The organism is Onishia niordana (genome assembly GCF_004798965.1).
GTDB classification, from domain to species: Bacteria; Pseudomonadota; Gammaproteobacteria; order Pseudomonadales; family Halomonadaceae; genus Onishia; species Onishia niordana.
The window spans coordinates 84477-106699 of the sequence record NZ_SDSD01000005.1 but is presented as its reverse complement, the minus strand read 5'-3'; the positions used below and the strand labels follow the sequence as shown (position 1 = coordinate 106699).

General features: G+C 60.7%; 20 protein-coding genes. 11 read left to right on the top strand and 9 right to left on the bottom strand.

Going from position 1 to position 22223, the window contains the following annotated elements; translation table 11 throughout:
* The first annotated feature begins 72 nt into the window (after positions 1-72).
* From ETC27_RS10870 to ETC27_RS10855, 4 genes are read left to right on the top strand one after another with little or no spacing between them, the layout of a single operon-like run.
* On the top strand, positions 73-687 hold the full coding sequence (locus ETC27_RS10870) for a helix-turn-helix domain-containing protein (RefSeq protein ID WP_136255023.1): 615 nt from the start codon (positions 73-75) through the stop codon (positions 685-687).
* The gene (locus tag ETC27_RS10865) at positions 684-1346 is read left to right on the top strand and encodes a response regulator transcription factor (RefSeq protein ID WP_136255022.1); all 663 of its coding nucleotides are present in this window, start codon (positions 684-686) and stop codon (positions 1344-1346) included. The genes ETC27_RS10870 and ETC27_RS10865 overlap by 4 nt, the downstream gene beginning before the upstream one ends.
* The gene (locus tag ETC27_RS10860; protein ID WP_136255021.1) at positions 1343-2737 is read left to right on the top strand and encodes a sensor histidine kinase; all 1395 of its coding nucleotides are present in this window, start codon (positions 1343-1345) and stop codon (positions 2735-2737) included. Before ETC27_RS10865 ends, ETC27_RS10860 begins: the two co-directional genes overlap by 4 nt.
* Positions 2737-3990, top strand: a complete 1254-nt coding sequence (locus tag ETC27_RS10855; protein ID WP_240724883.1) for an ABC transporter substrate-binding protein — start codon at positions 2737-2739, stop codon at positions 3988-3990. The genes ETC27_RS10860 and ETC27_RS10855 overlap by 1 nt, the downstream gene beginning before the upstream one ends.
* Here the strand turns inward: ETC27_RS10855 and ETC27_RS10850 are convergent.
* The 6 genes from ETC27_RS10850 to ETC27_RS10825 all read right to left on the bottom strand — a co-directional run bounded on the left by ETC27_RS10850 (position 3974) and on the right by ETC27_RS10825 (position 10287).
* Entirely contained in the window at positions 3974-4414 is a 441-nt protein-coding gene (locus ETC27_RS10850) for a septal ring lytic transglycosylase RlpA family protein (RefSeq protein WP_136255020.1), read from the bottom strand. The genes ETC27_RS10855 and ETC27_RS10850 overlap by 17 nt on opposite strands.
* Positions 4415-4513: 99 nt before the next feature.
* Positions 4514-5398, bottom strand: coding sequence for a uroporphyrinogen-III C-methyltransferase (gene cobA, locus ETC27_RS10845; protein ID WP_136255019.1), 885 nt, complete (start codon positions 5396-5398; stop codon positions 4514-4516).
* Between the two features lie 179 nt (positions 5399-5577).
* Positions 5578-6411, bottom strand: coding sequence for a 3'(2'),5'-bisphosphate nucleotidase CysQ (cysQ, locus tag ETC27_RS10840; protein ID WP_136255018.1), 834 nt, complete (start codon positions 6409-6411; stop codon positions 5578-5580).
* Between the two features lie 196 nt (positions 6412-6607).
* Positions 6608-8068, bottom strand: a complete 1461-nt coding sequence (locus ETC27_RS10835; RefSeq protein ID WP_136255017.1) for a sodium-dependent transporter — start codon at positions 8066-8068, stop codon at positions 6608-6610.
* A gap of 180 nt (positions 8069-8248) precedes the next feature.
* Entirely contained in the window at positions 8249-9358 is a 1110-nt protein-coding gene (gene hppD, locus ETC27_RS10830; protein WP_136255016.1) for a 4-hydroxyphenylpyruvate dioxygenase, read from the bottom strand.
* 317 nt (positions 9359-9675) lie between these two features.
* The gene (locus ETC27_RS10825; protein WP_136255015.1) at positions 9676-10287 is read right to left on the bottom strand and encodes a LysE/ArgO family amino acid transporter; all 612 of its coding nucleotides are present in this window, start codon (positions 10285-10287) and stop codon (positions 9676-9678) included.
* A 117-nt stretch (positions 10288-10404) separates the two neighbouring features.
* On the opposite strand from ETC27_RS10825, the gene ETC27_RS10820 reads away from it, so the two are divergent.
* A complete protein-coding gene (locus tag ETC27_RS10820; protein ID WP_136255014.1) occupies positions 10405-11316 on the top strand; it encodes a LysR family transcriptional regulator ArgP in 912 nt (303 codons plus the stop codon).
* A 13-nt stretch (positions 11317-11329) separates the two neighbouring features.
* Here ETC27_RS10820 and ETC27_RS10815 read toward each other — a convergent pair whose 3' ends face one another.
* From ETC27_RS10815 to ETC27_RS10805, 3 genes are all read right to left on the bottom strand, one after another.
* Complete coding sequence (locus tag ETC27_RS10815) at positions 11330-12403, bottom strand: DUF2955 domain-containing protein (RefSeq protein WP_136255013.1); 1074 nt, start codon at positions 12401-12403, stop codon at positions 11330-11332.
* A gap of 8 nt (positions 12404-12411) precedes the next feature.
* Positions 12412-13476 carry an HlyD family secretion protein gene (locus ETC27_RS10810; RefSeq protein WP_136255012.1) on the bottom strand — a complete coding sequence of 355 codons (1065 nt, stop codon included), beginning with the start codon at positions 13474-13476 and terminating at the stop codon, positions 12412-12414.
* A 363-nt stretch (positions 13477-13839) separates the two neighbouring features.
* Entirely contained in the window at positions 13840-14166 is a 327-nt protein-coding gene (locus tag ETC27_RS10805) for an MTH1187 family thiamine-binding protein (protein ID WP_136255011.1), read from the bottom strand.
* Positions 14167-14371: 205 nt separating this feature from the next.
* On the opposite strand from ETC27_RS10805, the gene cfa reads away from it, so the two are divergent.
* The 6 genes from cfa to rbsC all read left to right on the top strand — a co-directional run bounded on the left by cfa (position 14372) and on the right by rbsC (position 22213).
* Positions 14372-15523: a cyclopropane fatty acyl phospholipid synthase gene (gene cfa, locus ETC27_RS10800; protein ID WP_136255010.1), complete on the top strand. Its 1152-nt coding sequence runs from the start codon at positions 14372-14374 to the stop codon at positions 15521-15523.
* A gap of 397 nt (positions 15524-15920) precedes the next feature.
* On the top strand, positions 15921-16847 hold the full coding sequence (locus ETC27_RS10795) for a GGDEF domain-containing protein (protein WP_136255009.1): 927 nt from the start codon (positions 15921-15923) through the stop codon (positions 16845-16847).
* Positions 16848-17202: 355 nt separating this feature from the next.
* A complete protein-coding gene (locus ETC27_RS10790) occupies positions 17203-19173 on the top strand; it encodes a RecQ family ATP-dependent DNA helicase (protein ID WP_136255008.1) in 1971 nt (656 codons plus the stop codon).
* Between the two features lie 111 nt (positions 19174-19284).
* Positions 19285-19704, top strand: a complete 420-nt coding sequence (gene rbsD / locus ETC27_RS10785) for a D-ribose pyranase (RefSeq protein WP_136255007.1) — start codon at positions 19285-19287, stop codon at positions 19702-19704.
* Entirely contained in the window at positions 19701-21254 is a 1554-nt protein-coding gene (locus ETC27_RS10780; RefSeq protein ID WP_240724882.1) for a sugar ABC transporter ATP-binding protein, read from the top strand. Before rbsD ends, ETC27_RS10780 begins: the two co-directional genes overlap by 4 nt.
* Positions 21251-22213 (top strand): ribose ABC transporter permease, encoded by a 963-nt coding sequence (gene rbsC, locus ETC27_RS10775; RefSeq protein ID WP_136255006.1) that lies wholly within the window; start codon positions 21251-21253, stop codon positions 22211-22213. Before ETC27_RS10780 ends, rbsC begins: the two co-directional genes overlap by 4 nt.
* Positions 22214-22223: the final 10 nt, after the last annotated feature.

Sequence of the window (22223 nt, the reverse complement as noted above, 5' to 3'; positions counted from 1 at the left end):
TACGCCCAAACACGACCAAAGTTGCATAGGTAAAAATCAGACGATCAAGCAACCCTGCGAGGAAAACGAGACATGGCAGAACAGCGCGTTGAGGCGGTGGAGCGGGCACTCAAGATTCTGGAGGTCTTCGATGCCCCCAAAGAGGCGTTTACCCTGACCGAACTGGCCGAGGCCACCGGTTTCTACAAGAGCACATTGCTTCGATTGCTGGCCTCCCTCGAGCGTTTTGACTATGTCATTCGACGCCCTGACGGACACTTCTCGCTCGGCCATACCCCCGCCCGACTGGGACGGCGCCATCGCCCGGGCCTAGGGCTTGCCACCCTCGTTCAGCCGGTACTGGATCGGCTATGCGAGCAAAGCGGGGAAACCGCTGCCCTCTTCGAAGTCAGGCAGGGGCTCGCTCACTGCCGCCTGGTCAGCTTGCCGGACTCAAGCCTGCGCCATGAGCTGCACCCAGGAGAGAGCTGGCCCATCGGTGACACCGACACCCCGGAACAACCATTGAGCGGTGGCCTCATGCTGTGCACGGCAATAGGCGAAGAGATCTCGGGCGCGGGCGGGCTCTGGCTATCGCTTTCGGGGCCCAATGGGCGGCTTGAAGCGTCGCGGGGTGAGGCGCTTCTTGAAGCCGCACGGGTCAGGCTCGAAGCCTCGGCGACCCACAATGAAGGAGTCGTGCCGTGAAGCTGTTACTGATCGAGGACGACCCGCTGCTTGCCGAGACCCTTGGCGATGCCATGCGTCTCGAGCAATTCGAGGTGACGACACTGGATGACGGCGATCAGGCCCTTGCCCTCCTCTCTGCTCCTGGGAGTGGTGCCGACCTGGTGCTGCTCGATCTGAACCTGCCGGGCACCAGCGGCCTGGACGTGCTCGCCGCACTCCGCCGCCACGATAGCGATACCCCAGTGCTGATCATCACCGCCAGAGGCGCCATCGAGGATCGTGTCCGGGGTCTGGACCTCGGCGCCGATGATTACCTTGCCAAGCCCTTCGCCCTTGACGAACTGGAGGCCCGGGTACGAGCCCTGCTTCGCCGTCGCGGCCGCAGCCAGGCCCTGCGGGTCGGAGGGCTCAGCTTCAGCCCCGAGACGCAGCGCTTCACGCTTGATGACACATCACTTTCCCTGCCTCCCAGGGAACAGCGGCTCTTGGCTTGCCTGATGCGTCATGCCGGCACGCCAGTGGAGAAAGCACGCCTCACAGAAGAAGCCTTTGCGGGCGATGCCATGGGCGACAATGCCATCGAGGTTTATATTCACCGCCTGCGCCGGCGTCTCAAGCAAAGCGACGTGAACCTGCGCACGGTGCGCGGCCTCGGCTATCTGCTGGAGGCCGAGTGAAGCGGCCCGATAGCCTCTACCGTCGGCTGCTTATCTGGCTGCTGGTGCCGCTAGTGGGACTAGGCGCCCTGATGCTGGTGCAGGCGTATCTGGATGCGCGCCACACCGCCGACCGTGCCTTCGACCGCTTGCTTGAGGCCGCCACCCTTGCCATTGCCGACCGGGTTCAGTGGCAGGATGACCAGCTATGGCTGGACCTGCCACCTGCCGCCCTGGAAATGCTCGCAACCGATGCCGAAGAGCGCGTGTTCTATGCCCTCTACGATGGCGATGGGCGCTTCATCACCGGCAATGCGCGTCTGCCCGGCGATACCCGTCCGGACCGAGTCCACGATAGCGTCCATGAGAGTGCACGCGGCGATACCCTGCTCTACCGCGACATCGAATGGCACTCGCTTACCCTGCGACAGGGCATCCGTCGCAGCCGCCTCGAGGACTGGAGTTTGCAGGAGCGCTTCGAAGTCCGCGTCGCCCATACCCGGGAGGGCCGTGAGGCACTGACGCTCAGCCTGCTGCGGACGAATCTCGCCTATATCGGCGTGATGGCGGCGCTCGCCATCGCCGCCCTGCTGCTGGCAGTTCGCTCGGCGCTTGCCCCACTGACGCGACTGCGCCGCGCGATACGTGCCCGAGATCCACGCACCCTGACCCCTCTGGAGCTGACACTGCCCCGGGAGCTTGCCGAGCTGCGCGAGACGCTCAACGATCTGTTGGCACGCATGCGTCGCGTTCGGGCCAACCAGGAGCGCTTCATCGGCGATGCCTCGCATCAGTTGCGTACCCCCTTGGCCGGGCTTTCGACCCGCGCCGAGTTGGCGCTACGCCAGGATGACCCGGCCGCCTGGCGCAGTGCACTGGAGGCCATGCAGGCCACCAGCGACAGCACCGCGCGCCTCGCGGGTCAGCTGTTGTCCTTGACCCGCCTCGATAACCCGGAAGCGACACCGGACCTTGCGCCGCTGGATCTCAATGCGCTGGCCCGACGCGCCTGCCGAGATGCCTGGGCCAGCTGCGATCGCGCCAACATTGACCTGGGTGTCGAGGCCGAGGATACACCGCTGATGATCGATGGTGTCGCCTGGCAGCTCGAGGAAGCGCTAAGCAACCTGATCGACAACGCACGCCGCTATGGCGCGCATTGCATCACGGTACGGGTAACGGATGGCCCGCCGACGCTTGCTGTCGAGGACGATGGCCCTGGCATCGCCAAGCATCAGCGCCTGCTGGTGCTGCGGCCCTTCTATCGTGGGCGCGATGGTGGCGAAGGTTCGGGGCTGGGGCTTGCCATTGTCGATGGCATCGCGCGCAGTCATAAGGCTCGCCTGACGCTTGAGCCGATGGCCAATGATCGCGGCCTGAGCGTCGCCATTCACTTCACGGGAGATCGCTGATGAACGGCATGCTGGGTCGCACTCGACATCGAGAGGCTGAACGGCTCGCAACGGGCGTGAGGGAATGGGCTCGGCCGAGGGTATTCAGCGCCTTATGGGTCGCTATTTGCCTGGTTGTCAGCACCCTGCCCGTCCAGGCCGAACAGACACTGCGCTTTTCTGGCTCGGCCACGCCCACAGAGCCACTCGAGCAGCTAACGGTTCATGGTGCACTGGACATTCCCCAGATTCGGCCGCTGCTCGAGGATTTTCACCACCGTCACCCGTTCGTCACACTCACCTATCGCAACCTGACCACGCTTGAGCTCAATCAGCGCTTTCTGGCGGCCGAGACACCAAGCGCCGACGTGCTGATTTCCTCGGCCATGCCCTGGCAATACCGACTCGCCAACGACGGCCACGGCCAAACGCTGAACGGCCCCCTTGCCGATACCTGGCCCGAATGGGCCCGCTGGCGACATGAACTGTTTGCGGTCACCTTCGAACCCATCGTGATGGTCTACCGACAGGAGCTTGAAGAAGATTTTGGGGCGCCTCAAAGCCACGACGCGCTGCTCAACCTGCTGGAGCAACATGGTGACGCACTGCGTGGCCGGGTCGTGACCTACGACCCGGCAAAGAGCGGCGCCGGCTACAGCTATGCCGTCGAGGAAGCCCGCCTGTCGCCTCGCTACTGGGAGCTGGTCGCCGCGCTAGGAAGTGCCGATGCCGTGCTCGAGGAAACCACCGGCGCCATGCTCAAGGGCCTTGAGGAAGGCAAGTACTGGCTGGGATACAACCTGCTGGGCAGCTATGCCCGGGACGTCGTCGACGCCGACCCGGCACTCAAGATGGTGATCCCCAAGGACTATGCCCTGGTGACTCAGCGGCTGGTGCTGATTCCTACTCGAGCACCCCACCCCACCGCGGCCAAGCGCTTCGTCAACTATCTGCTCAGTGAGCACGGACAACGCGTGCTTGCAGAGCGCACGGCGCTAGGTGCCGTGCATCCCGCACTCGAAGGCCCCGGCACCGCCAACGACTTGAAGTCACGCCTCGGCGAGGCGCTGCGCCCCATCCGCCTGAGTCCTGCCCTACTGGCGACCCTCGACGATCTCAAACGACGCGCGCTGCTCACGCGCTGGCAACGCGAGTTTCGGCGCTGGCAGCCCTCACCCTCCTCAGGCAAACCCGGCGCAGCATTACCGACATCCCAAACGACATCAGCATCCAGGCCTGACATGACAGGCGAGAACACTAGCGCAGCACGCTGACCCGCACCCTGACGGTACCGTCTCTGAGCATGCCGAGCTTTCGCGCGGCCTGCTTGGAGAGATCGATGATGCGACCACGACTGAAGGGACCACGATCGTTGATACGCACCGTCACCTGGCGATTATTGTCGAGTCGCGTGACACGCACGCGAGTGCCGAACGCCAGGGTGCGATGGGCAGCCGTCATGGCCTCTTGATCGAAACGTTCACCGCTTGCCGTCGTCCGCCCGTGATAGCGATCCGCGTAGTAGGACGCCATCCCGACCTCACTGTTCACGATGTCACCCGCACCGGCATTCTCGTGCGTCGCCTGACTGGAACAGCCGGTGATCAGCATGGCGGATAACACGAGTCCGCCAAGCGCTCTATAGGACAAGCCCTGCGCGGAACCAGAGAGGCCGCGCGGAGGAAGGAAATGCAACATACGGGGATCCATCGTGGCAAAAGCCATCACGATACGTCGCCAACAACGCGAATCAAACGTCGCCTTCAGGCGACAGTAGGACGCTTTGGCTCACACCCTTCAGGCGCTGTCTGATGCCTTGAGCGGGGTGGGATGTTTACCCTCTTGCCAACCGCTGCTGCCAGATTTTTCACCATCAAACCAGGCAAGGGTCTCATGCAGGCTAACCACACTACCGACCACTATCAGGGTCGGCGGGTTGATGGTGTCGCCATGAAAGGCGGCAGGCAGGTGAGACAGACTGCCGACATGCACTCGCTGACGCGCAGTGGTGCCCTGCTCGATCAGTGCCAGCGGCGTTTTGGCAGAAAGCCCATGAGCCATCAGTGACTCCCGAATGATATCGAGGCTGCCAAGGCCCATGTAGAACACCAACGTCTGACCGGGGTGGGCAAGCGTCGCCCAGTCCAGATCGCAACTGCCGTTCTTGAGATGCCCGGTGACGAAGCGCACCGACTGGGCATGATCGCGATGGGTGAGTGGAATCCCCCCGTAGGCCGCACAGCCGGAGGCCGCGGTAATGCCTGGAATCACTTCGAAGGCGATACCTGCAGCCGCCAGGGTCTCGAGTTCCTCGCCGCCGCGACCGAAGATGAAGGGATCGCCTCCCTTGAGACGCACCACTCGCTTGCCCTCACGGGCCCAATCAACCAGCGCCTGATTGATGCCATCCTGAGGCAGGCTGTGCTTGGAGCGAGCCTTGCCGACATACAGGCGCCTCGCCTGAGGGTTGGCCATGGCCAGGATTTCCTCGCTGACCAGGCGATCATGCAGGATCACTTCAGCCGCCTGCAGCCGCTTGAGCGCCTTAAGCGTCAGCAGCTCCGGGTCGCCAGGCCCCGCTCCGACCAGCGCCACCTGGCCGCGGGGAAAATCACGCAGTCGAGAAAGCGACGCGTCACCCCCGTACTGGGGAAGCGATGTGGAGTGCAGGTCGGAGGTCATGGCAAGCGTCTCGAATCGATGAACCGTTTATTCCATTTTACGCAGAAAGATAAAATTCTTATAGCCAAATTTAAGGTTTTAACCGACGGATCGCCAGTAATCTCTGCTTAGAAGCTTATAACTCTAGCCCCTACCCGCTGCTCTCGCGTCGACCACACCTGACGACCTCATGGCCTGTCTCAACTCAGCGCCTTGGTCAGCGCCAGCTCCCAGCGCACGTCGCGCTCGCCGCAGACGATGAAATAAGGGTTAAGCACACTATCCTGTTGATTGCAGCGCAGTGGCGCCAGGCTGCGGGCATTCAGCACTTCACCACCGGCCGCGACCACAACCGCCTGGGCCGCGGCAGTATCCCACTCACAGGTCGGTGCCAGACGCGGGTAAAGATCCGCGACTCCCTCGGCGACCAGGCACAGCTTCAGCGAACTGCCCATAGAGACTCGCTCGTTGGCGGGCAAGTCAGCACAGAAGGCCTCGAATTCCGCCGCGCCGTGAGAGCGGCTGCCAACCACCCTCCAGGGCTCAATCGCTGCATCCGGTAATTTGCGTACCTGAATCGGCTCAACGCCAGTATCGGCCTGCTTCCAGGCGCCCTCGCCTACCTGGCCCCACCAGGTGGTTCCGTCCTCGCCAAGCACGGGGGCATGGACGATGCCGAATACCGGCTCGCCATTCTCGATCAGGGCCACGTTGAGCGTAAACTCACCGTTTTTCTTAATGAATTCCTTGGTGCCATCTAGCGGGTCGATCAGCCAATAGCGTGACCAGGCCTGACGCGTGGTGAAGGGAATATCCCCGGATTCCTCGGAAAGAATGGGCACGTCCGGCGTCAGCGCCTCAAGCAGCGCCACCAGAGCGTGGTGAGACGCCATGTCAGCCTCGGTCAACGGGCTGTCATCCTGCTTGGTCTCGATGGTGAACTCGCGATCATAAATCGCCAGTACCTGACGACCAGCGGCGCGAACGCCCTTCAGCAGTTGGTCGCACTGATCGCTTGAAAGATATCCCGACACCTTGGCTCCTTGGATAACGTCTTGGCATGTACATGAGTGGATACGCGCATTATGGCATAGGTCTAGGCGTGCTCAGGCACACAAGCGCCAGACAAGAGGGCTGAGCTGATGATCTGAAGATAACGGGCCCCAAACGACGCTGCCCCCGCAGGATGCGGGGGCAGCGAATATTTCATGGTTCAGATCAGGGTGATGATCAGGCAGCAAGCTGGCGCTTCAGGCGCGGACTCGCAAGCTCGCCTACCACGGTGATGACGACCAGCACGCCGAGCCACCAGTACCACTGGCTGCCCATGTCCAGGGCCATCAGCCCGAGGCTATCGATGAACACCAGCACGATACCCAGCGGGCTCACATAGCGCACCATGAACAGCCAAAGGGCATGCTGGGTCTTGGAAAGCCCCAACTCGGACTTGAAGATTTCGTGGCGCAGCACGAAGCCTGCCAGCAGCGCCATGCCCAGGCCGCCCAGCGGCATCATGAAACGCGAGGTCAGATAATCAAGCCAGTCGAAGGCATGCTTGCCGGCAATCGTCCAGTCGGCACCGACATTGAAAGAGAGCATGGCCAGCGTGCTGAGAAGCCACAGCACGATGCCGGCCCCCCAAGTCGCCTTGGTACGCGAGATACCCTTGCTTTCGTTGAGCCAGGCCACGGTGGCCTCGATCATCGAGATGGCGGACGTCAGCGCCGCCATCGACAGCATGACGAAGAAGATGGTCATGAAGACGCTGCCGAACGGCATCGCCTGGAAGGCCAGCGGCAGGCTCATGAACAAAAGCCCAGGACCAGCTGCTGGATCCATGCCGTTGGCAAAGATCACCGGGAAGATGGCCAGGCCCGCCATCAACGCGACCAGCGTATCGGCAATGGCCACCGTGAAGGTGGTACGCGCAATGGACGCGCCATCCGGCAGGTAGGAGCCATAGGTCAGGATGGCGCCGGAGGCCAGCGACAGGGTGAAGAAGGCATGGCCCATGGCCGCAAGCAGGCCTTCGCTTGAGAGCTTGCCGACCTCGAAGGAGAACAGGAAGTCGACACCGGCACCAAAGCCACCGGAGAACATCGAATAGCCGATCATGATCGCCAGCATGATCACCATGCCCGGCATCATCCAGCTGACACTCTTCTCGATGCCCTGCTGCACGCCCTTACCAACGATCACCAGAGTGATCACGGTAACCAGCGTGCTCCAGCCGCCAAGCGCCAGGGGGTCGGCGTTGTTGGCGGCGAAGATCGCTGCCATATCACCGACCTCGGAGCCCACCAGTCCGCCGGTCAGCGTCTTCCACAGGTAGGAGAACGACCAGCCGGCGACGACCACGTAAAACGACAGGATCATGAAGCCGCACAGCATCGCCATCCAGCCAATCAGCGACCAGAGTCCGCCGCGACCGGATTCCCGTGCAACCCGCCGGATCGCATCAATCGGGCTACCACGACCGCGACGACCAAGGCCGATTTCAACCATCATCACCGGGATGCCAACGGCCAGGATACAGGCCAGGTAAACCAGCACGAAGGCGCCGCCACCGTACTCACCCGTCATGTACGGGAATTTCCAGATATTGCCCAAGCCTACGGCAGAACCGGTAGCCGCCAGGATGAAGCCCCAGCGTCCTAGCCACAGGTTCTTGGGTTGTTGTCTCGCCGTCATGTCACACCTTTGGGGGTTGTTGTTATAGGGGATTTTAGCTTTTTTATTCGTGCCTTGACCATGCGAACGAAGGGATGTGCTATCGATAAGTCATATTGCATGGGAATCCATCGCTGATAGGGCTTAACGACAGCAGGTTGCACCAGGCGTGACATATCCATCACGCCTGGCCGCCTGATCTCAATCGTCCTTGAGTACGCCGCGACGGATCTGGTCTTCCTCGATGGATTCGAACAGCGCCTTGAAGTTGCCTTCGCCGAAGCCGTCGTTACCCTTGCGCTGGATGATCTCGAAGAAAATCGGCCCGATGACCGTCTCGGTGAATATCTGCAAGAGCACGCCTTGCTCCGGCGCACCATCCACCAGCAGGTTCAGCTCACGCAGGTCATCAACGTTCTCTTCGTGGTTGGGCACCCGGTCATTGAGCTTTTCGTAGTAGGTGTCCGGGGTGGTCAAAAATGTCACCCCGTTGGCACGCAGGGCGCGCACGGTGGCGTAGATATCATCAGTGGCCATCGCCAGGTGCTGGATACCCTCACCGTTGTATTCACGCAGGAATTCGGCGATCTGGGAGTTATCGTCGGCAGACTCGTTGATCGGGATATGCATCTTGCCGCAGGGCGCCGTCATGGCCCGAGAGAAGAGCCCCGTCTTCTTGCCTTCGATGTCGAAGTAGCGAATCTCGCGGAAGTTGGCGACCCGGGTATAAAAGCCGGCCCAGACGTCCATCTGGCCACGGTCGACGTTATGCGTCAGGTGATCCAGCACCTGCAATCCCACGCTGTGATCTTTCGGCGTGCGGCCGTCAATCGCCTGGAAATCAATGTCATAAATCGTGCGACCTTCACCGTCCAGCTGATGGTCGACGAAGTACAGCAACGACCCACCGATACCCTTGACCGCCGGAATGCCCACTTCGCCTTCGCCGACCGGATTTTCGGCAGGCTCGGCCCCCTCGGCCACTGCATGCTCGAAGGCCTTGCGCGCATCGGCCACTCGCCAGGCCATGGCACAGGCGCTAGGGCCGTGGATACGACCGAATTCGGCGGCGAAGCTGTCCGGTTCGGCATTGAGCACAAAGTTCACGCCTTCCTGTTGAAACAGGAAAACCTCTTTGGAGCGATGCTTACGGGTTTCGGTGAAGCCCATCTGATTGAAAAGCGCACGCAGCGACTCGATGCCCTCGGCGCTCGGAGCGGTGTACTCGACAAATTCGAAGCCATCGGTACCGATCGGGTTGTGATTGGACACTTGCGCAGTGGCCTGAGTCTGGGGAGCAGCGGCGTTCATGGTGATCTCCTCGGCAATTCCTTGCTGTTGTTGTCATGACGTGTCGTTTGCCGGCCACCAGAGGAGGCAGCGGGCGATCCGTGACCAACAGCCTAGGGGCCTGGACGGCGCCGAGGAACGACAGAAACCGCCTTTCGCGCCCCCTAATGCAGCCAAGCAGCCCACCAGTCGTAAAGGAAAGATTACAGCCAACCCGAGTAGCACAATTCATGCTCCAGGGGTGGCGTAAAAGCCTGACAGAGTGTCACGAATATCTTACAGCGGGCGCTCGCGATTCCTTCTCGACCCACGTCATCCTGACCAAAACCACCTCTCAGTCAGAGGGGTAGCACTCCGCCAGACAGCAGTCGCCAGGCGATCACCGCCATGGTGATACCAATCAGAGTATCGATGACGCGCCAGGCCTTGGGGCTTGCCAGTCTGGGCGCCAGCCAACTCGCTGCCGCCACCAGCCCGAAGAACCAGCCAAAGGATGCCAACGCTGCCCCCATGAAAAAGCCACCGGGGCTTTCCTGAAGGGCCCCCACCACCCCGAGCATGACCAGCGTATCCAGATACACCTGAGGGTTTAATAACGTGACGGCGAGCGTCGCCCACAGTACTTCCCGACGTGAGACAGGCGCTTTTGCATCAGCGCGAAGCGAATGCGAATGCCAGGCACGCCTTAATGACAGCCACGCCAGGCAGGCCAGGTAACCTGCCCCACCCCAGCGCGCCAGCACCATTAGCATCTGTTGCTCGGCAAGCAGCGTTCCCAGCCCCAGCACACCCATCCCGACCAGTACCCAGTCACACAATGCACAAACGGTCGCCACCAACCAGATATGTTCGCGACGCAGCCCCTGACTCAAGACAAAGGCATTCTGGGCGCCGATAGCAATGATCAGACCGGCTCCCACCAGCAGGCCCTGTAAGGCAGATACCCACATCTAAAGCGACTCCTAATCCCGACTTTCTGCATCCAATGACTTGCAGACCATCGCCAGACTAGGCTTGACTGGGGGATAAGTGAAATTAATTGACGGAATGGGGAATTACCCAGATTTATGCTCGATTACAAGCTTCTGGAAGCATTAGCCGCCGTGGTCGACCAGTCCGGCTTCGAGCGGGGTGCTCGACACCTGGGCCTTACGCAATCCGCGGTATCGCAACGCATCAAGCTGCTTGAGGCACGCCTGGGTCAGCCTGTGCTGGTCAGAAGCCCCAAGCTCGCCCCGACCCCGCTGGGTCGGCGATTACTCAATCACGTTTTGCAGGTTGGCCTGCTCGAACATGATCTGCTCGACCAGGTACCGGCGCTGGGCGAGAGCGAGCAGCGCCTGCGGCTGGCGATCAACGCCGACAGCATCGCGACCTGGTGGCCACCAGCGGTGGGTCGGTTCTGCGATGAGCATCGTGTGCTGATGGACCTGGTGGTGGAGGATCAGGACGTGGCACTGAAACGCATGCGCGATGGCGAGGTAGCGGGCTGCATCTGCACCACCCCTCGCCCCGTGCAAGGCGCACGGGCCCATCCGCTGGGCAGCATGCGCTATCGCGCCCTGGCGAGCCCTGGCTATGTGGCCCGTCACTTTCCCGAGGGTATCAACCACCAGCAGCTGTCTACCGCACCGGCGATTGTCTATGGTCCGGACGATCGCTTGCAGCATCGTTATCTGGCGATGCGCGACTACCAGGCTCCCTTCCCCCACCATCTTTGCCCATCATCGGAAGGCTTTGTGCGTCTGGCGCTGGCGGGCATGGGATACGGTTTGATTCCTGAACGCCAAGCGGCCCGGGAACTGGAAGAACACCGGTTAGTAGATATCGCCCCTGACAGCTACATCGATGTGCCTCTCTACTGGCATCACTGGCGCCACGGCGGCCAGACCTTGGCCACCCTGACCGACCACTTGCTCGCCATCAGCAGTCAATGGCTGGGACCCATGCCCCTTGAGATACAGACAGCAGCGGTTTGATGGCGATCTGCTCTCAGTCCAGTCGCTGAAGGCGCGTGGCGGCAAAGCGGTCAAGTAAATGGTGCATGAGATAGACCGCCATCAGCGTCAACAGCACGGATGTCGCCACCGAACTAAAGCGGTACAAGGCATCGTAGACAAGGTCCTGTTGTGGAGTCAGGTACTGACCAAAAAGAATCGCCATCGTGGTCAGTCCGCCGAACCCTGTCGCCGACTTTCCACCTTCCAACATGTGGTAGCGGGCGAAAACCAGGCAACCCAGCCAGAGCGAGAAAGCAGCGAAGGGCAGCAGGTTGTAATGGCCAAGCAGGCCCACCTGCATCATAAGGCCAGCACTGCAGCCTAATAAGGTGCCCACAGCCCGGTGCTTTCCGGCGATGCCGGCGCCCCGCCAGTTTAGAGGAAACAACACCAGAATCGAGGCAACCTGGGCCGATAACGAATCCTTGAGATCCAGCAACTGAAAAACAAGGAACGATAGTGTCGCCACGGTGGTCGCCAGGATGATCTCGTGGCGCTGGTTGCTCGTGGGCTTAGCCGGCCGTGTCGGCGGTGTTCGTGGTGACACATCGGGGAAAACAACATGCATCAGCATCGCGATGGCAACCGTCAACACTGACCCTACGATGTTACTGGTGACAATGTCGAAGACGCCGGTCTGCGGGTAGCTGACGAAATTCAGCTGCACGGACAAGCTGACGACGCATTGGGCCCCGAATAGAAAAAGGACGCCTTGCGTCATGCATCGAAACAGCCAGGCATAGACCCCCACCATCAGCAGCGTCATCGGTACCGGCTTATCACCGAGCCCCCCTGCCATAACCAAGGTAATAGCGCTGACGACCAGCATGCTGGCCAGAAACTGGCGGATAACATGCGCGGAGAGTACCGGCACCAATCCCAGCAACAGCACCGGGTAGACGGCAAAGAAAGTGCCATAATTCCAGTTGGCAAGCTTGCAGATCAGAAATCCCAGCAGCACACCACAGGCGATACGCAGAATTTGGCGCAGGTCATTACGACTCAAACGTGAAGACGTGACACCTTCATTCAGGGACGTGGAAGCCACAGAGCCGGGATGGCGCATAAACGGTCTCAGTAGATGAAGTGAATCAGGCTGACCAGACGGGCCTGTAGGGCACCAAGCCCCGCGGCCAACCCACCAATCGGGTGAAGCTGCACGGTGGCACGGGCGCCAGTCGGCAATGCGGCAAGCACCTCGGGGGCATTTTCCAGATCAAGGTGCAGGCGCTGACGTTGGGCGTCGCGCACCCAGCGGTCGGAACTCCGGGGGTCGGCAAGATTGCCATCGGGGTTCAGCTGGCCATCCTTGACACCTGCGTCTCGGCCCACCACGCGTGCATCGAACACGCGGCCGGGAAAAGCATCGAGAATCACACTGGCCGCATCGCCTACCTCCACCGAGCGAAGCGATTTCTCACGAAAGTCGGCGATGATATCTGCGTCATCGCTAACCAGCGCCAGCTTCGGGTTACCGGCATTGGCATACTCTCCAACGCTTAACTGAAGGTTGGAAACCGTGCCACTGACCTCTGCTCGAACACTGGCATACTCAAGATCAAGCTGGGCTTTGGACAAGGCATTGCGTGCCTGTCGAAGCCGAAGATTGTCCTCACTTTTTCCGCCACGCTCGGCTTTCAAGGATTCGATTTTGGCCTGTGCGGCCTGGACCTGAGCACGCGCCGTCTGGTAGCTGGCCCGGGCCTGGTCATAGGCCTGTCGGGAAATGCTGTGTTGTGCAATCAATCGCTCGGCACGGGCCATCTCCTGCGCTAACTCATCGGCACCGGCGCGATGTGAGGCGAGCGTCGCCTGGGCGGCGGCGATCGAAGCATCGAGCTTAGCGTTCTCACGCTTCGCCTCATCCAATGCCAGCTCCGCTTCTTCCACTGCCAGCATGTAGGGTCGGCGATCAAGGGTGAACATCGACTCGCCGACGTCCACATGCTGATTGTTGGTAACGCTCACCTCGGCGACGCGCCCGTCCACTTCAGGCGCCACGCGCACCACCGGGTGCATGACGCGAGCCTGTGGTGTCAGCGGCATCCATAAATCGGCGGCGAGAAAATAAACAAAACATAGGGCAAAGACGACAAGCGCCACCCTGACCAAGCGGGCAAAGTGTTGATCGGGCGTCATACAGGTTCCTGAAAGCCAGCATCTCCAAGGGTGGAGATACGCAAATAGTTAGCAAGATAAGATTTCGACAGATACTACCACAATTAGCATGCTAATCAAAAACCCCTTTCAGCTTTCCTGCTACTACTTCTTCGCGACATTTACTGCATGCGCAGCACGACGCCCCGCAAGCGGGGCGACATGGGCAAAACGATAATCCCAACCAGGCACTTGCTCAGGCGGCGATACGCTGGTTGATGGCCAATGACAAAACAGCAGGAACGGTCGCACCTACGAATTCGACCTGACTGACACCACTGATATCTATACGCGAGTGCCATGTCCCATGCTGGCCGCACTCAAGCGCTGTCTCACGTATTGTCCTCAGGCTACCCCACTCCCTCGGGCATCGCTTGCAAGCAATGCTTCGACGCTTTCTACCTTGTCCTTCATATGCTGCTCACGATCAATACGGGTCCCCAGCTTCAAGGTCGTGGTGATCCGGGGGGCGCCCATCTCATGAACGACGTCGTGGCAGCGCTTGATTACCGCCATCACCTCGTCCCAGCCACCTTCAATATTCGTGCCGTAGGCATGCATGCTGTACTCCAGCCCGGCAGCCTCAATCTCACGCTGACAGGCCGCAATATAGGCTGACACCGAGACGCCTACTCCCAACGGCACCACGCAAAGGTCGACGATCACGCGCATAGGATTCTCCTGAACAGGGATGAAGATATTGATAAACAAGCTGGTTCGCAGTCGCCGCCACACGACGGGATTATGCTCGGCGACACATTTATGGCTATGTTGGATAGTCAAAGGGTAGCAAAAGGACTCGGAACGCATGCCGGTCCAGTAGGACCAGTACGCTCCCCTTGTCTGATGGACTAGGCTGATGGACTAGGAGACTGCCATGACAAGTGACCCGCGGATCGCTGCCATTGCCTTACCCGACACCCGTGCCCGCCGAATCGTCGAGCAGTTACTCAACGGTTCTGGCGTGAGCCTGAATGGTACAGCCCCCTGGGATCTGCAGGTGCTCCACCCCGACCTTTTCTCGCGCATGCTCCACCAGGGCTCTCTGGGACTGGGTGAAGCCTACATGGAGGGCTGGTGGCAGTGTGAGCGAATCGACGAGATGATTCATCGCATGCTGCGGCATGGTCTGGGCGAACGATCCAATACGCCTACGGAGCGGATGCTGTACAAGCTACAGACCGGTCTTTTCAACCTGCAAAGCAAGGCCCGGGCCTACATCGTCGGCGAGACACATTACGACCTGGGTAATGATCTGTTCGAGCGCATGCTGGACCCCACTATGTGCTATTCCTGCGGCTATTGGAAAGGCGCCGACACCCTTCATCAGGCACAGATTGCCAAGCTCGACTTGGCGGCTCGCAAGCTGGAACTCGCGCCAGGCATGCGAGTACTGGATATCGGCTGTGGCTGGGGCAGTTTCGCCGAACATGCTGCTCGCCATTACGGTGCGGAAGTCACCGGTATCACCATTTCCAGAGAGCAGGCCGAACTGGCTCGCCAGCGTTGCAGCGAACTACCGGTCACGATTCACTTGCAAGACTACCGCGAACTCGACGGCCGCTATGATTGCATCGTCTCGATCGGCATGTTCGAACACGTGGGCCATCGCAACTATCGCACCTACTTCGATACCGTCAACAGGCTACTATCCCCGGACGGCCTCTTCCTACTGCACACCATCGGCTCCAATAATTCAGACATCAGTGCCGACCCCTGGGTCCACAAGTACATCTTCCCCAACGGCATACTGCCCTCCGCCATGCATATCGCTCGCGCCAGCGAGAACTACCTGCTGATGGAGGATTGGCAAAACTTCGGCGCCGACTACGACCGTACCCTGATGGCCTGGCTTGAAAATTTCGATGAACATTGGCCGGAAATAGCCGACCGCTACAACGACATCACGCGGCGCATGTTCCGCTACTACCTCTCAGTCTGTGCCGGGGCGTTCCGGGCCAGGGATCTTCAGCTCTGGCAACTGGTTTTTTCCAAGGGACGTGAGGGCCGATACGACGCTGCACGATAAGATAAGAGGGCAAGGTCTCTTTGCTTGACAGAGGCGACACTTCCACGGCGATTCCTGTTCGCCGTCCTCACCCGAGGCAGTAACACTCCTACATTGCGATTTTCGCCTTAGACTGCCGTTTACGATGGTTCGGTGCCCGGCACGGCGCTTCGGCTTGAGTTCGCGGCCACTTGATATGAAGCATGTCTTTCGCAATCTTTTACTACAATCTCTTACAAAAATCGTCACAGTTGGCTTAGAGTAGACACCTAATAAAATAAAGCATCATGTTGTGTTCATAGGTAGTGCGCTTCCCCTTCTACGCACGAAGGTGATCGGGCGCTCACCTTTGCGATGTGCCTCTTGCGCCCATCACCACTAGAGTAGGCCTTTGTTGCCTAAGGGAAGAGATTGCCTCATGCCTTTTGATGATGACCCCTCATTGGATGAGACACAGAGCGACTACGGTCAACTGAAGGCCATGACCGAGCGCCTGCCCGGCATCGTGTTTCAGTTCTACCGCAGCCAATGTGGCATGGTCCGTTTTCCTTACCTGGCGGGCGACAGTAAGATTTTCGGCAATGCCACGGACCGTGAACGACTCACCGAAGATGGCAGTCACGCCTTCGACCACGTACATCCTGAAGACTTTCCCCGCCTGATGGTCGCCGTCGAACGCTCGGCGAAGTCGTTGATGCCACTGACCACCCAGTTTCGTCACTGCGAGCCAGGAGGCGAGGAATACTGGATTGCCGTGCGGGCCATGCCTGAGCGTATCGAGGAAGGTATCCTCTGGCATGGCTTGATGGTCAACATTAGCGAACAGATCGAGTATCAGACACATCTCCGCGATCTGTCAGATACCGATGACCTCACTGGCCTGCCCAATCGGCGAAAGCTGATGGGCGAGCTCGGCCGGGAGATATCACTGAGCAACCGCCATGGCACGCCACTATCGCTGATGATGATCGATATCGACCATTTCAAGCGCGTCAACGATACCTGGGGACACCTTCAGGGCGATAAGGTACTGCGCCGTCTTGCCGAATTATGCAATGACCTGCTGAGGGAAGAAGACTGCCTGGCACGCCTAGGCGGAGAAGAGTTTGCCGTGCTGTTGCCATTGACACCGATCGCTAAATGTAAAGCCATGGCCGAACGCCTACGTCAAGAAATCGCGCGTCATGACTTCGGTCTGCCTGAAGGTGGCATCACCATCAGCACCGGCATCACCGAGCATCGCATCGGGGAATTGCGCGACCAGCTTCTCGAACGCGCCGACCAACGCCTCTATGCAGCCAAACATCTCGGCCGCAACTGCGTGGTAGCTAAAGCAACCTTCTAACCAAGGACGTAAGAGGCGTTTGAAGCGGCCATGATCATGGTCGACACCTTGAACGATTTCAGCAACCCGTGACGTGAACGATGCTCATCCTCGGCTCCTCATGACACCTCGCCATATGCCCCTCCCGATATAAGGTAGGCCAAGCCCTGAGCGCCTTGAATAACTCAGTCTTGATCACTCAGTCTTGATAACTCAGCTTGGCCTACCGAGTGCCCCTCCTCACTTAAATCGCCAGTCAGGCCGCCTGGGCGGAAAACCTGAATTCAAGCAATAAGCGCTGAACCTGTATCCTGTGATTCGGCATCACTCCCCGGGGCCTCACGCCTCGCCTTCAAGACCCGTATCTGGAGCCCTCATGACCCCGACACCTCAGCAGACCCTGCGCGACGTCTTCGGCTACGACGACTTTCGTCCCGGCCAGCGCGAGGTGATCGAGGCAGTGACCGACGGGCGCAGTGCGGCGGCGATCTTCCCCACTGGCTCCGGCAAGTCACTGTGCTATCAGCTACCGGCACTCGTGATGCCCCACCTGACGCTTGTGGTGTCGCCACTGCTGGCACTGATGCAGGACCAGCTCGCCTTCCTCGCCCGACACGGCATCGCCGCGGCCAGCATCGACTCCAGCCAGAGCCGTGAGGAAGCGGCCCGGGTGATGGAAGGCGTCCAACGCGGTGAGATTCGCATCCTGATGATCTCGGTGGAACGGCTCAAGAACGAGCGTTTCCGCGCCTTCATTGCCCGCGTTCCCATTTCACTACAGGTGGTCGACGAGGCGCACTGCCTGTCGGAATGGGGGCACAACTTCCGTCCTGACTACCTGAAACTGCCCGACTACCAGCGTCAGTTCGGTATCCCCCAGGCGCTGCTGCTGACGGCCACGGCCACGCCGCGGGTGATCCAGGATATGCGCGAGCGCTTCGCCATCGACGCGCAGGACGTTACCGCTACCGGCTTCTATCGTCCCAATCTGGATCTTGCGGTCATGCCGGTGGCCGCCGAGCAGCGGGCACGCGCCATGGTCGACTGGCTAGGGCCGCGACTCTCAACGTCTGGCCCACGCCCCACTATTGTCTACGTGACCCTGCAGCAGAGCGCCGAGCGCCTGACCGCCTATCTCGCCAAGGCCGGCATCGAAGCCTGTGCCTACCATGCCGGGCTACCGGCCGAGACCCGCGACCGGGTGCAGCAGGACTTCATGGGCGGCCGGGTCAATTGCATTGTCGCCACCATCGCCTTCGGCATGGGCATCGACAAGGCCGACATCCGCCAGGTGGTACACTTCGACCTGCCCAAGTCGATCGAGAACTACAGCCAGGAGATCGGCCGCGCCGGCCGCGATGGCAAGCCTTCCGAGTGCCTGGTGATGGGCGGACGCGACACTCTCAACGTGCTTGAGAACTTCGTCTACGGCGACACACCAGAGCCCGAGGGCATTCGTCGAGTGATAGATGAAGCCCTGGCGGCGCCCGGCGGACAGTGGGAGCTAATGCTCAACGCTCTTTCCCAGGACAGCAATATCCGCCCGCTGCCTCTGAAGACCCTGCTGGTACAGCTCGAACTGCGTGGCATCATTGCGCCACGCTATGCCTACTTCGCCGACTATCGGCTCAAGTTCCCTGACGGCCCGGCATCACTGGTCGCCCGCTTCTCCGGCGAGCGCGCAGCTTTCTTGCAGGCCATCATCGACGCAAGTAAGGCCGCTCGTACCTGGCATACCCTGGACTTTGCGGCCCTTGAGCGGCTCGGTGCCGAACGAGGCCTGGACACCCGTCGGGCCAGGGTGATCACCGCGCTCGACTATTGCCGAGACCAGGGCTGGCTGGAGCTCGAAAGCAAGCAGATGACCGAGGTCTACGAGGTCCTTGCCCCTGGCGTCGATGCCGAGCGTCTAACACAAGAGCTCAGCACCTACTTCCAGGAGAAAGAGCGCAGCGAGATTCGGCGCATACACGCCATGCTTGATCTCTTCGAAAGCGACACCTGTCTCAGTCGGCGCCTGGCTGGCTATTTCGGCGACGATCAAGTGCCTGAACGCTGTGGGCACTGCTCGGTGTGTCGTCAAGGGGCCGCAAGACTGCCGGCCGGCCCGGACCAGCCCCCTCTGGATCCGCAACAGATTGCGGCCTGGTGCGCGCCACTGCGCGAGCGCTACGGGGATCTGATCGGTACAACGCCATCTTCTGCGTTACTTGCGCGCTTTCTTTGTGGCCTGACGATGCCGGTGTTCACTCGCCTCAAGACCCGTCGCCTGGATGGCTTTGCCGCCCTGGAGGCCTACCCTTTCGCCGACGTACAGGCCTTCCTGGACGACCATTTAGCGCCCTGATCGAGATGTCCAGAGTGATCTCCACGCCGTCTTAGACTTTCTGCGCATCGGTGGCGCAAACGTTTGCGCGTTACACTGTTGGCCTGAACTCTCAGCTACAGCGTGAATCCCGTGAAACGTCATGGCCTGCTCAATGCTTCGCTCAATACCCTGATCGCCGAGCTCGGACATACCGACACCCTGGTGATTGCCGATGCCGGACTGCCGATTCCGAGCGACGTGCCGCGTATCGACCTGGCCGTGGTGCCCGGTTTGCCGGGCTTCCTGCCGATACTCGATGCCCTGCTTGATGAGCTTTGCATCGAGGGCGTGACGCTGGCCAACGAAATCAGCACGCACAGCCCGACCCTCGAGGGCGATATCCAACACCGTCTGACCACGCTGGAAACGCGCGACAGACGCCCCGTGGAAGCAAGCTACGTATCCCACGACGCTTTCAAGCAATCACTCAATAACGCCAAGGCGGTGATCCGCACCGGGGAATGTACCCCCTTTGCCAACATCGCCCTGCACAGTGGAGTGCCATTTTGAGTGCCGTATCAAAAGACAGATGGCACAGCGCCGAGATGCCAACGCCCCTGATGGAGCTCAGAGGCATAGCGAAACGCTTTTCTGGCGTTACCGTGCTTGAGGGTGTCGATCTCTCCCTCTATCCAGGCCGTGTCCAGGCGCTGGCCGGAGAGAACGGCGCAGGAAAATCGACCCTCATGAAGGTTCTCAGCGGCGTCCATCAGGCCGACGCCGGTGAGATATGGCTGCGTGGCGAGCGGGTGCATTTCACGGCGCCGCGCCAGGCCATGGATGCCGGCATCGCGATCATTCATCAGGAACTCAACCTGATCGGAGGCCTCTCGGCCGGCGAGAACATCTTTCTCGGTCGTGAACCGCGCAATCGTCTGGGCATGGTCGACTGGGGGCGCCTGTATCGCCAGGCCGGCGAGCTACTGGCCCGCCTCAGGCAGCCCATCGATCCCCGCACCCCGGTCGCCGGCCTCAGTATCGGGCAACAGCAGATGGTGGAAATCGCGCGCGCCCTGTCCCTGGACGCCGAGATCATCATCATGGACGAGCCAACCGACTCGCTGACCGACATCGAGACCGAGATACTCGAGCAAGTGGTCATTGCCCTGCGCGAGGAAGGCAGGTCACTGGTGATGATCACTCACCGCCTGCCCGAAATTTTCCGGATGTGTGACAGCGTTGCGGTGCTCCGCGACGGCCAACTCGTGCACGACGGCCCGACGACAGAGCTCAACGAGAACGAGCTGATACGCAAGATGGTGGGGCGCGAACTCGCCGACCGCTATCCCTATGAACCACCGACACTTGGCCAGGTGATGATCGAGGTCGAGCGGCTGTCGGCACCAGGCGTCGTCGATGTGTCCTTTTCGGCGAGCGCCGGAGAGGTGCTGGGCTTTGGCGGACTGATGGGCGCCGGACGCACGGAAATGGCCCAGGCGATCTGCGGCGACACCTCGATCAAGGCCGGTGAAGTGCGTATCCGTCACATGCCCGTACGCTTCACGTCACCTCGCGATGCGCTGCGGGCGGGCCTGGTCTATGTGCCCGAGGATCGCAAGCAGGCCGGCCTTCTGCTTGAGCACTCGGTGGCAAACAACATGTCACTCGCCGCTCTGCCTGCCTTCTGCGGTCCACTGGGCGTTGTGCGTGCCGGACAAGAACAGGCCGCCGTCGAGCACTATATCAAGGCCTTCCACATCAAACTGCAGGACATGCACCAACCCATCGACACCCTTTCCGGGGGCAATCAGCAAAAGGCCTCGCTTGCCAAGGCGCTGATGACCGAACCGGAGATCGTGATTCTCGACGAGCCCACCCGCGGGGTCGATGTCGGTGCCAAGCGCGAGATCTACCTGTTGATCAATGAGCTCAAGCGCCAGGGCAAGTGCGTGCTGTTGATCTCCTCAGAGATGCCAGAACTGCTGGGGCTCTCCGATCGCATCATGGTGCTCGCCAATGGCCGCATCAGCGGCGAATTCACTCGCGACGACGCCACCCAGGAAACCATCATGACCGCCGCTGCCCATACGAACAGCGCCACGGAGACCGTCACCTCATGAGTACCCTCACCATGAATAAGGCCGCCACTCGGCTCTTGATCGATAACAAGGCCTTTCTCGCCCTCACGCTGCTGGTCATCGTCAGCGCCGCGCTGAGTGACAACTTCCTGACCGTCGACAACATCCTCAACGTCCTGCGCCAATCGAGCATCAACGCCATCATCGCCATGGGGGTGACCTTCGTCATCCTGACCGCCGGCATCGATCTGTCGGTGGGCGCTGTACTGGCGCTGACCGGCGCCTTCGCCGGTGCCATGACCGCCTCAGGCCTGACGCCCTGGATCGGCGTGCCCGGCACCGTTGCCGCAGGGGCGGCATTGGGGGCCATTGCCGGTGCTTTCGTCGCCTACGGACGCATCCAGGCCTTCATCGTCACCCTGGTCGCCATGACCATCCTGCGCGGGGCTGCACTGGTCTTCACCGACGGACGTCCCATCTCGATCGGCACCACCGAGGCGGCTGATCTGTTCTGGCAGCTCGGCGGCGGCTACTGGCTGGGAGTGCCCATTCCCATCTACCTGATGTTCTTCGTCTTCATCCTGTGCTGGGCTGTCCTGCATCACACGCGCTTCGGTCGACATGTCTATGCAGTAGGCGGCGGCGAGAAGGTGGCGCGTCTGTCAGGCATCAACGTCAACCGCATCAAGATCAGCGTCTATGCGATTTCCGGTGCCTGCGCGGCGCTGGCAAGCGTGGTACTGACCGCCCGACTGGGCTCGGCGCAGCCCACCGCCGGCACAGGCTATGAACTCGATGCCATCGCCGCGGTAGTGATCGGCGGCACCAGCCTGATGGGCGGGCGGGGTCGGATCTTCGGCACCCTGGTCGGCGCGCTGGTGATTGGCGTACTCAACAACGCGCTCAACATCATGGGCGTTTCATCCTATTTCCAGATGATCGCCAAGGGCGCGGTCATTCTCCTGGCCGTGCTGCTCGACAGCCGGTCGACCTCGTCGTGACACGCCAGCA

Excerpts from the sequence above, each read along its gene's own strand:
- ETC27_RS10815 (WP_136255013.1), bottom strand. The coding sequence starts at position 12,403 with ATGCGCCATCCCGGCTCTGTGGCTTCCACGTCCCTGAATGAAGGTGTC.
- ETC27_RS10790 (WP_136255008.1), top strand. The coding sequence starts at position 17,203 with ATGACCCCGACACCTCAGCAGACCCTGCGCGACGTCTTCGGCTACGAC.
- ETC27_RS10855 (WP_240724883.1), top strand. The coding sequence starts at position 2,737 with ATGAACGGCATGCTGGGTCGCACTCGACATCGAGAGGCTGAACGGCTC.
- ETC27_RS10835 (WP_136255017.1), bottom strand. The coding sequence starts at position 8,068 with ATGACGGCGAGACAACAACCCAAGAACCTGTGGCTAGGACGCTGGGGC.
- ETC27_RS10870 (WP_136255023.1), top strand. The coding sequence starts at position 73 with ATGGCAGAACAGCGCGTTGAGGCGGTGGAGCGGGCACTCAAGATTCTG.
- cfa (WP_136255010.1), top strand. The coding sequence starts at position 14,372 with ATGACAAGTGACCCGCGGATCGCTGCCATTGCCTTACCCGACACCCGT.
- ETC27_RS10820 (WP_136255014.1), top strand. The coding sequence starts at position 10,405 with ATGCTCGATTACAAGCTTCTGGAAGCATTAGCCGCCGTGGTCGACCAG.
- cobA (WP_136255019.1), bottom strand. The coding sequence starts at position 5,398 with ATGACCTCCGACCTGCACTCCACATCGCTTCCCCAGTACGGGGGTGAC.
- ETC27_RS10810 (WP_136255012.1), bottom strand. The coding sequence starts at position 13,476 with ATGACGCCCGATCAACACTTTGCCCGCTTGGTCAGGGTGGCGCTTGTC.
- ETC27_RS10825 (WP_136255015.1), bottom strand. The coding sequence starts at position 10,287 with ATGTGGGTATCTGCCTTACAGGGCCTGCTGGTGGGAGCCGGTCTGATC.
- ETC27_RS10805 (WP_136255011.1), bottom strand. The coding sequence starts at position 14,166 with ATGCGCGTGATCGTCGACCTTTGCGTGGTGCCGTTGGGAGTAGGCGTC.
- hppD (WP_136255016.1), bottom strand. The coding sequence starts at position 9,358 with ATGAACGCCGCTGCTCCCCAGACTCAGGCCACTGCGCAAGTGTCCAAT.
- ETC27_RS10795 (WP_136255009.1), top strand. The coding sequence starts at position 15,921 with ATGCCTTTTGATGATGACCCCTCATTGGATGAGACACAGAGCGACTAC.
- ETC27_RS10850 (WP_136255020.1), bottom strand. The coding sequence starts at position 4,414 with ATGTTGCATTTCCTTCCTCCGCGCGGCCTCTCTGGTTCCGCGCAGGGC.
- rbsC (WP_136255006.1), top strand. The coding sequence starts at position 21,251 with ATGAGTACCCTCACCATGAATAAGGCCGCCACTCGGCTCTTGATCGAT.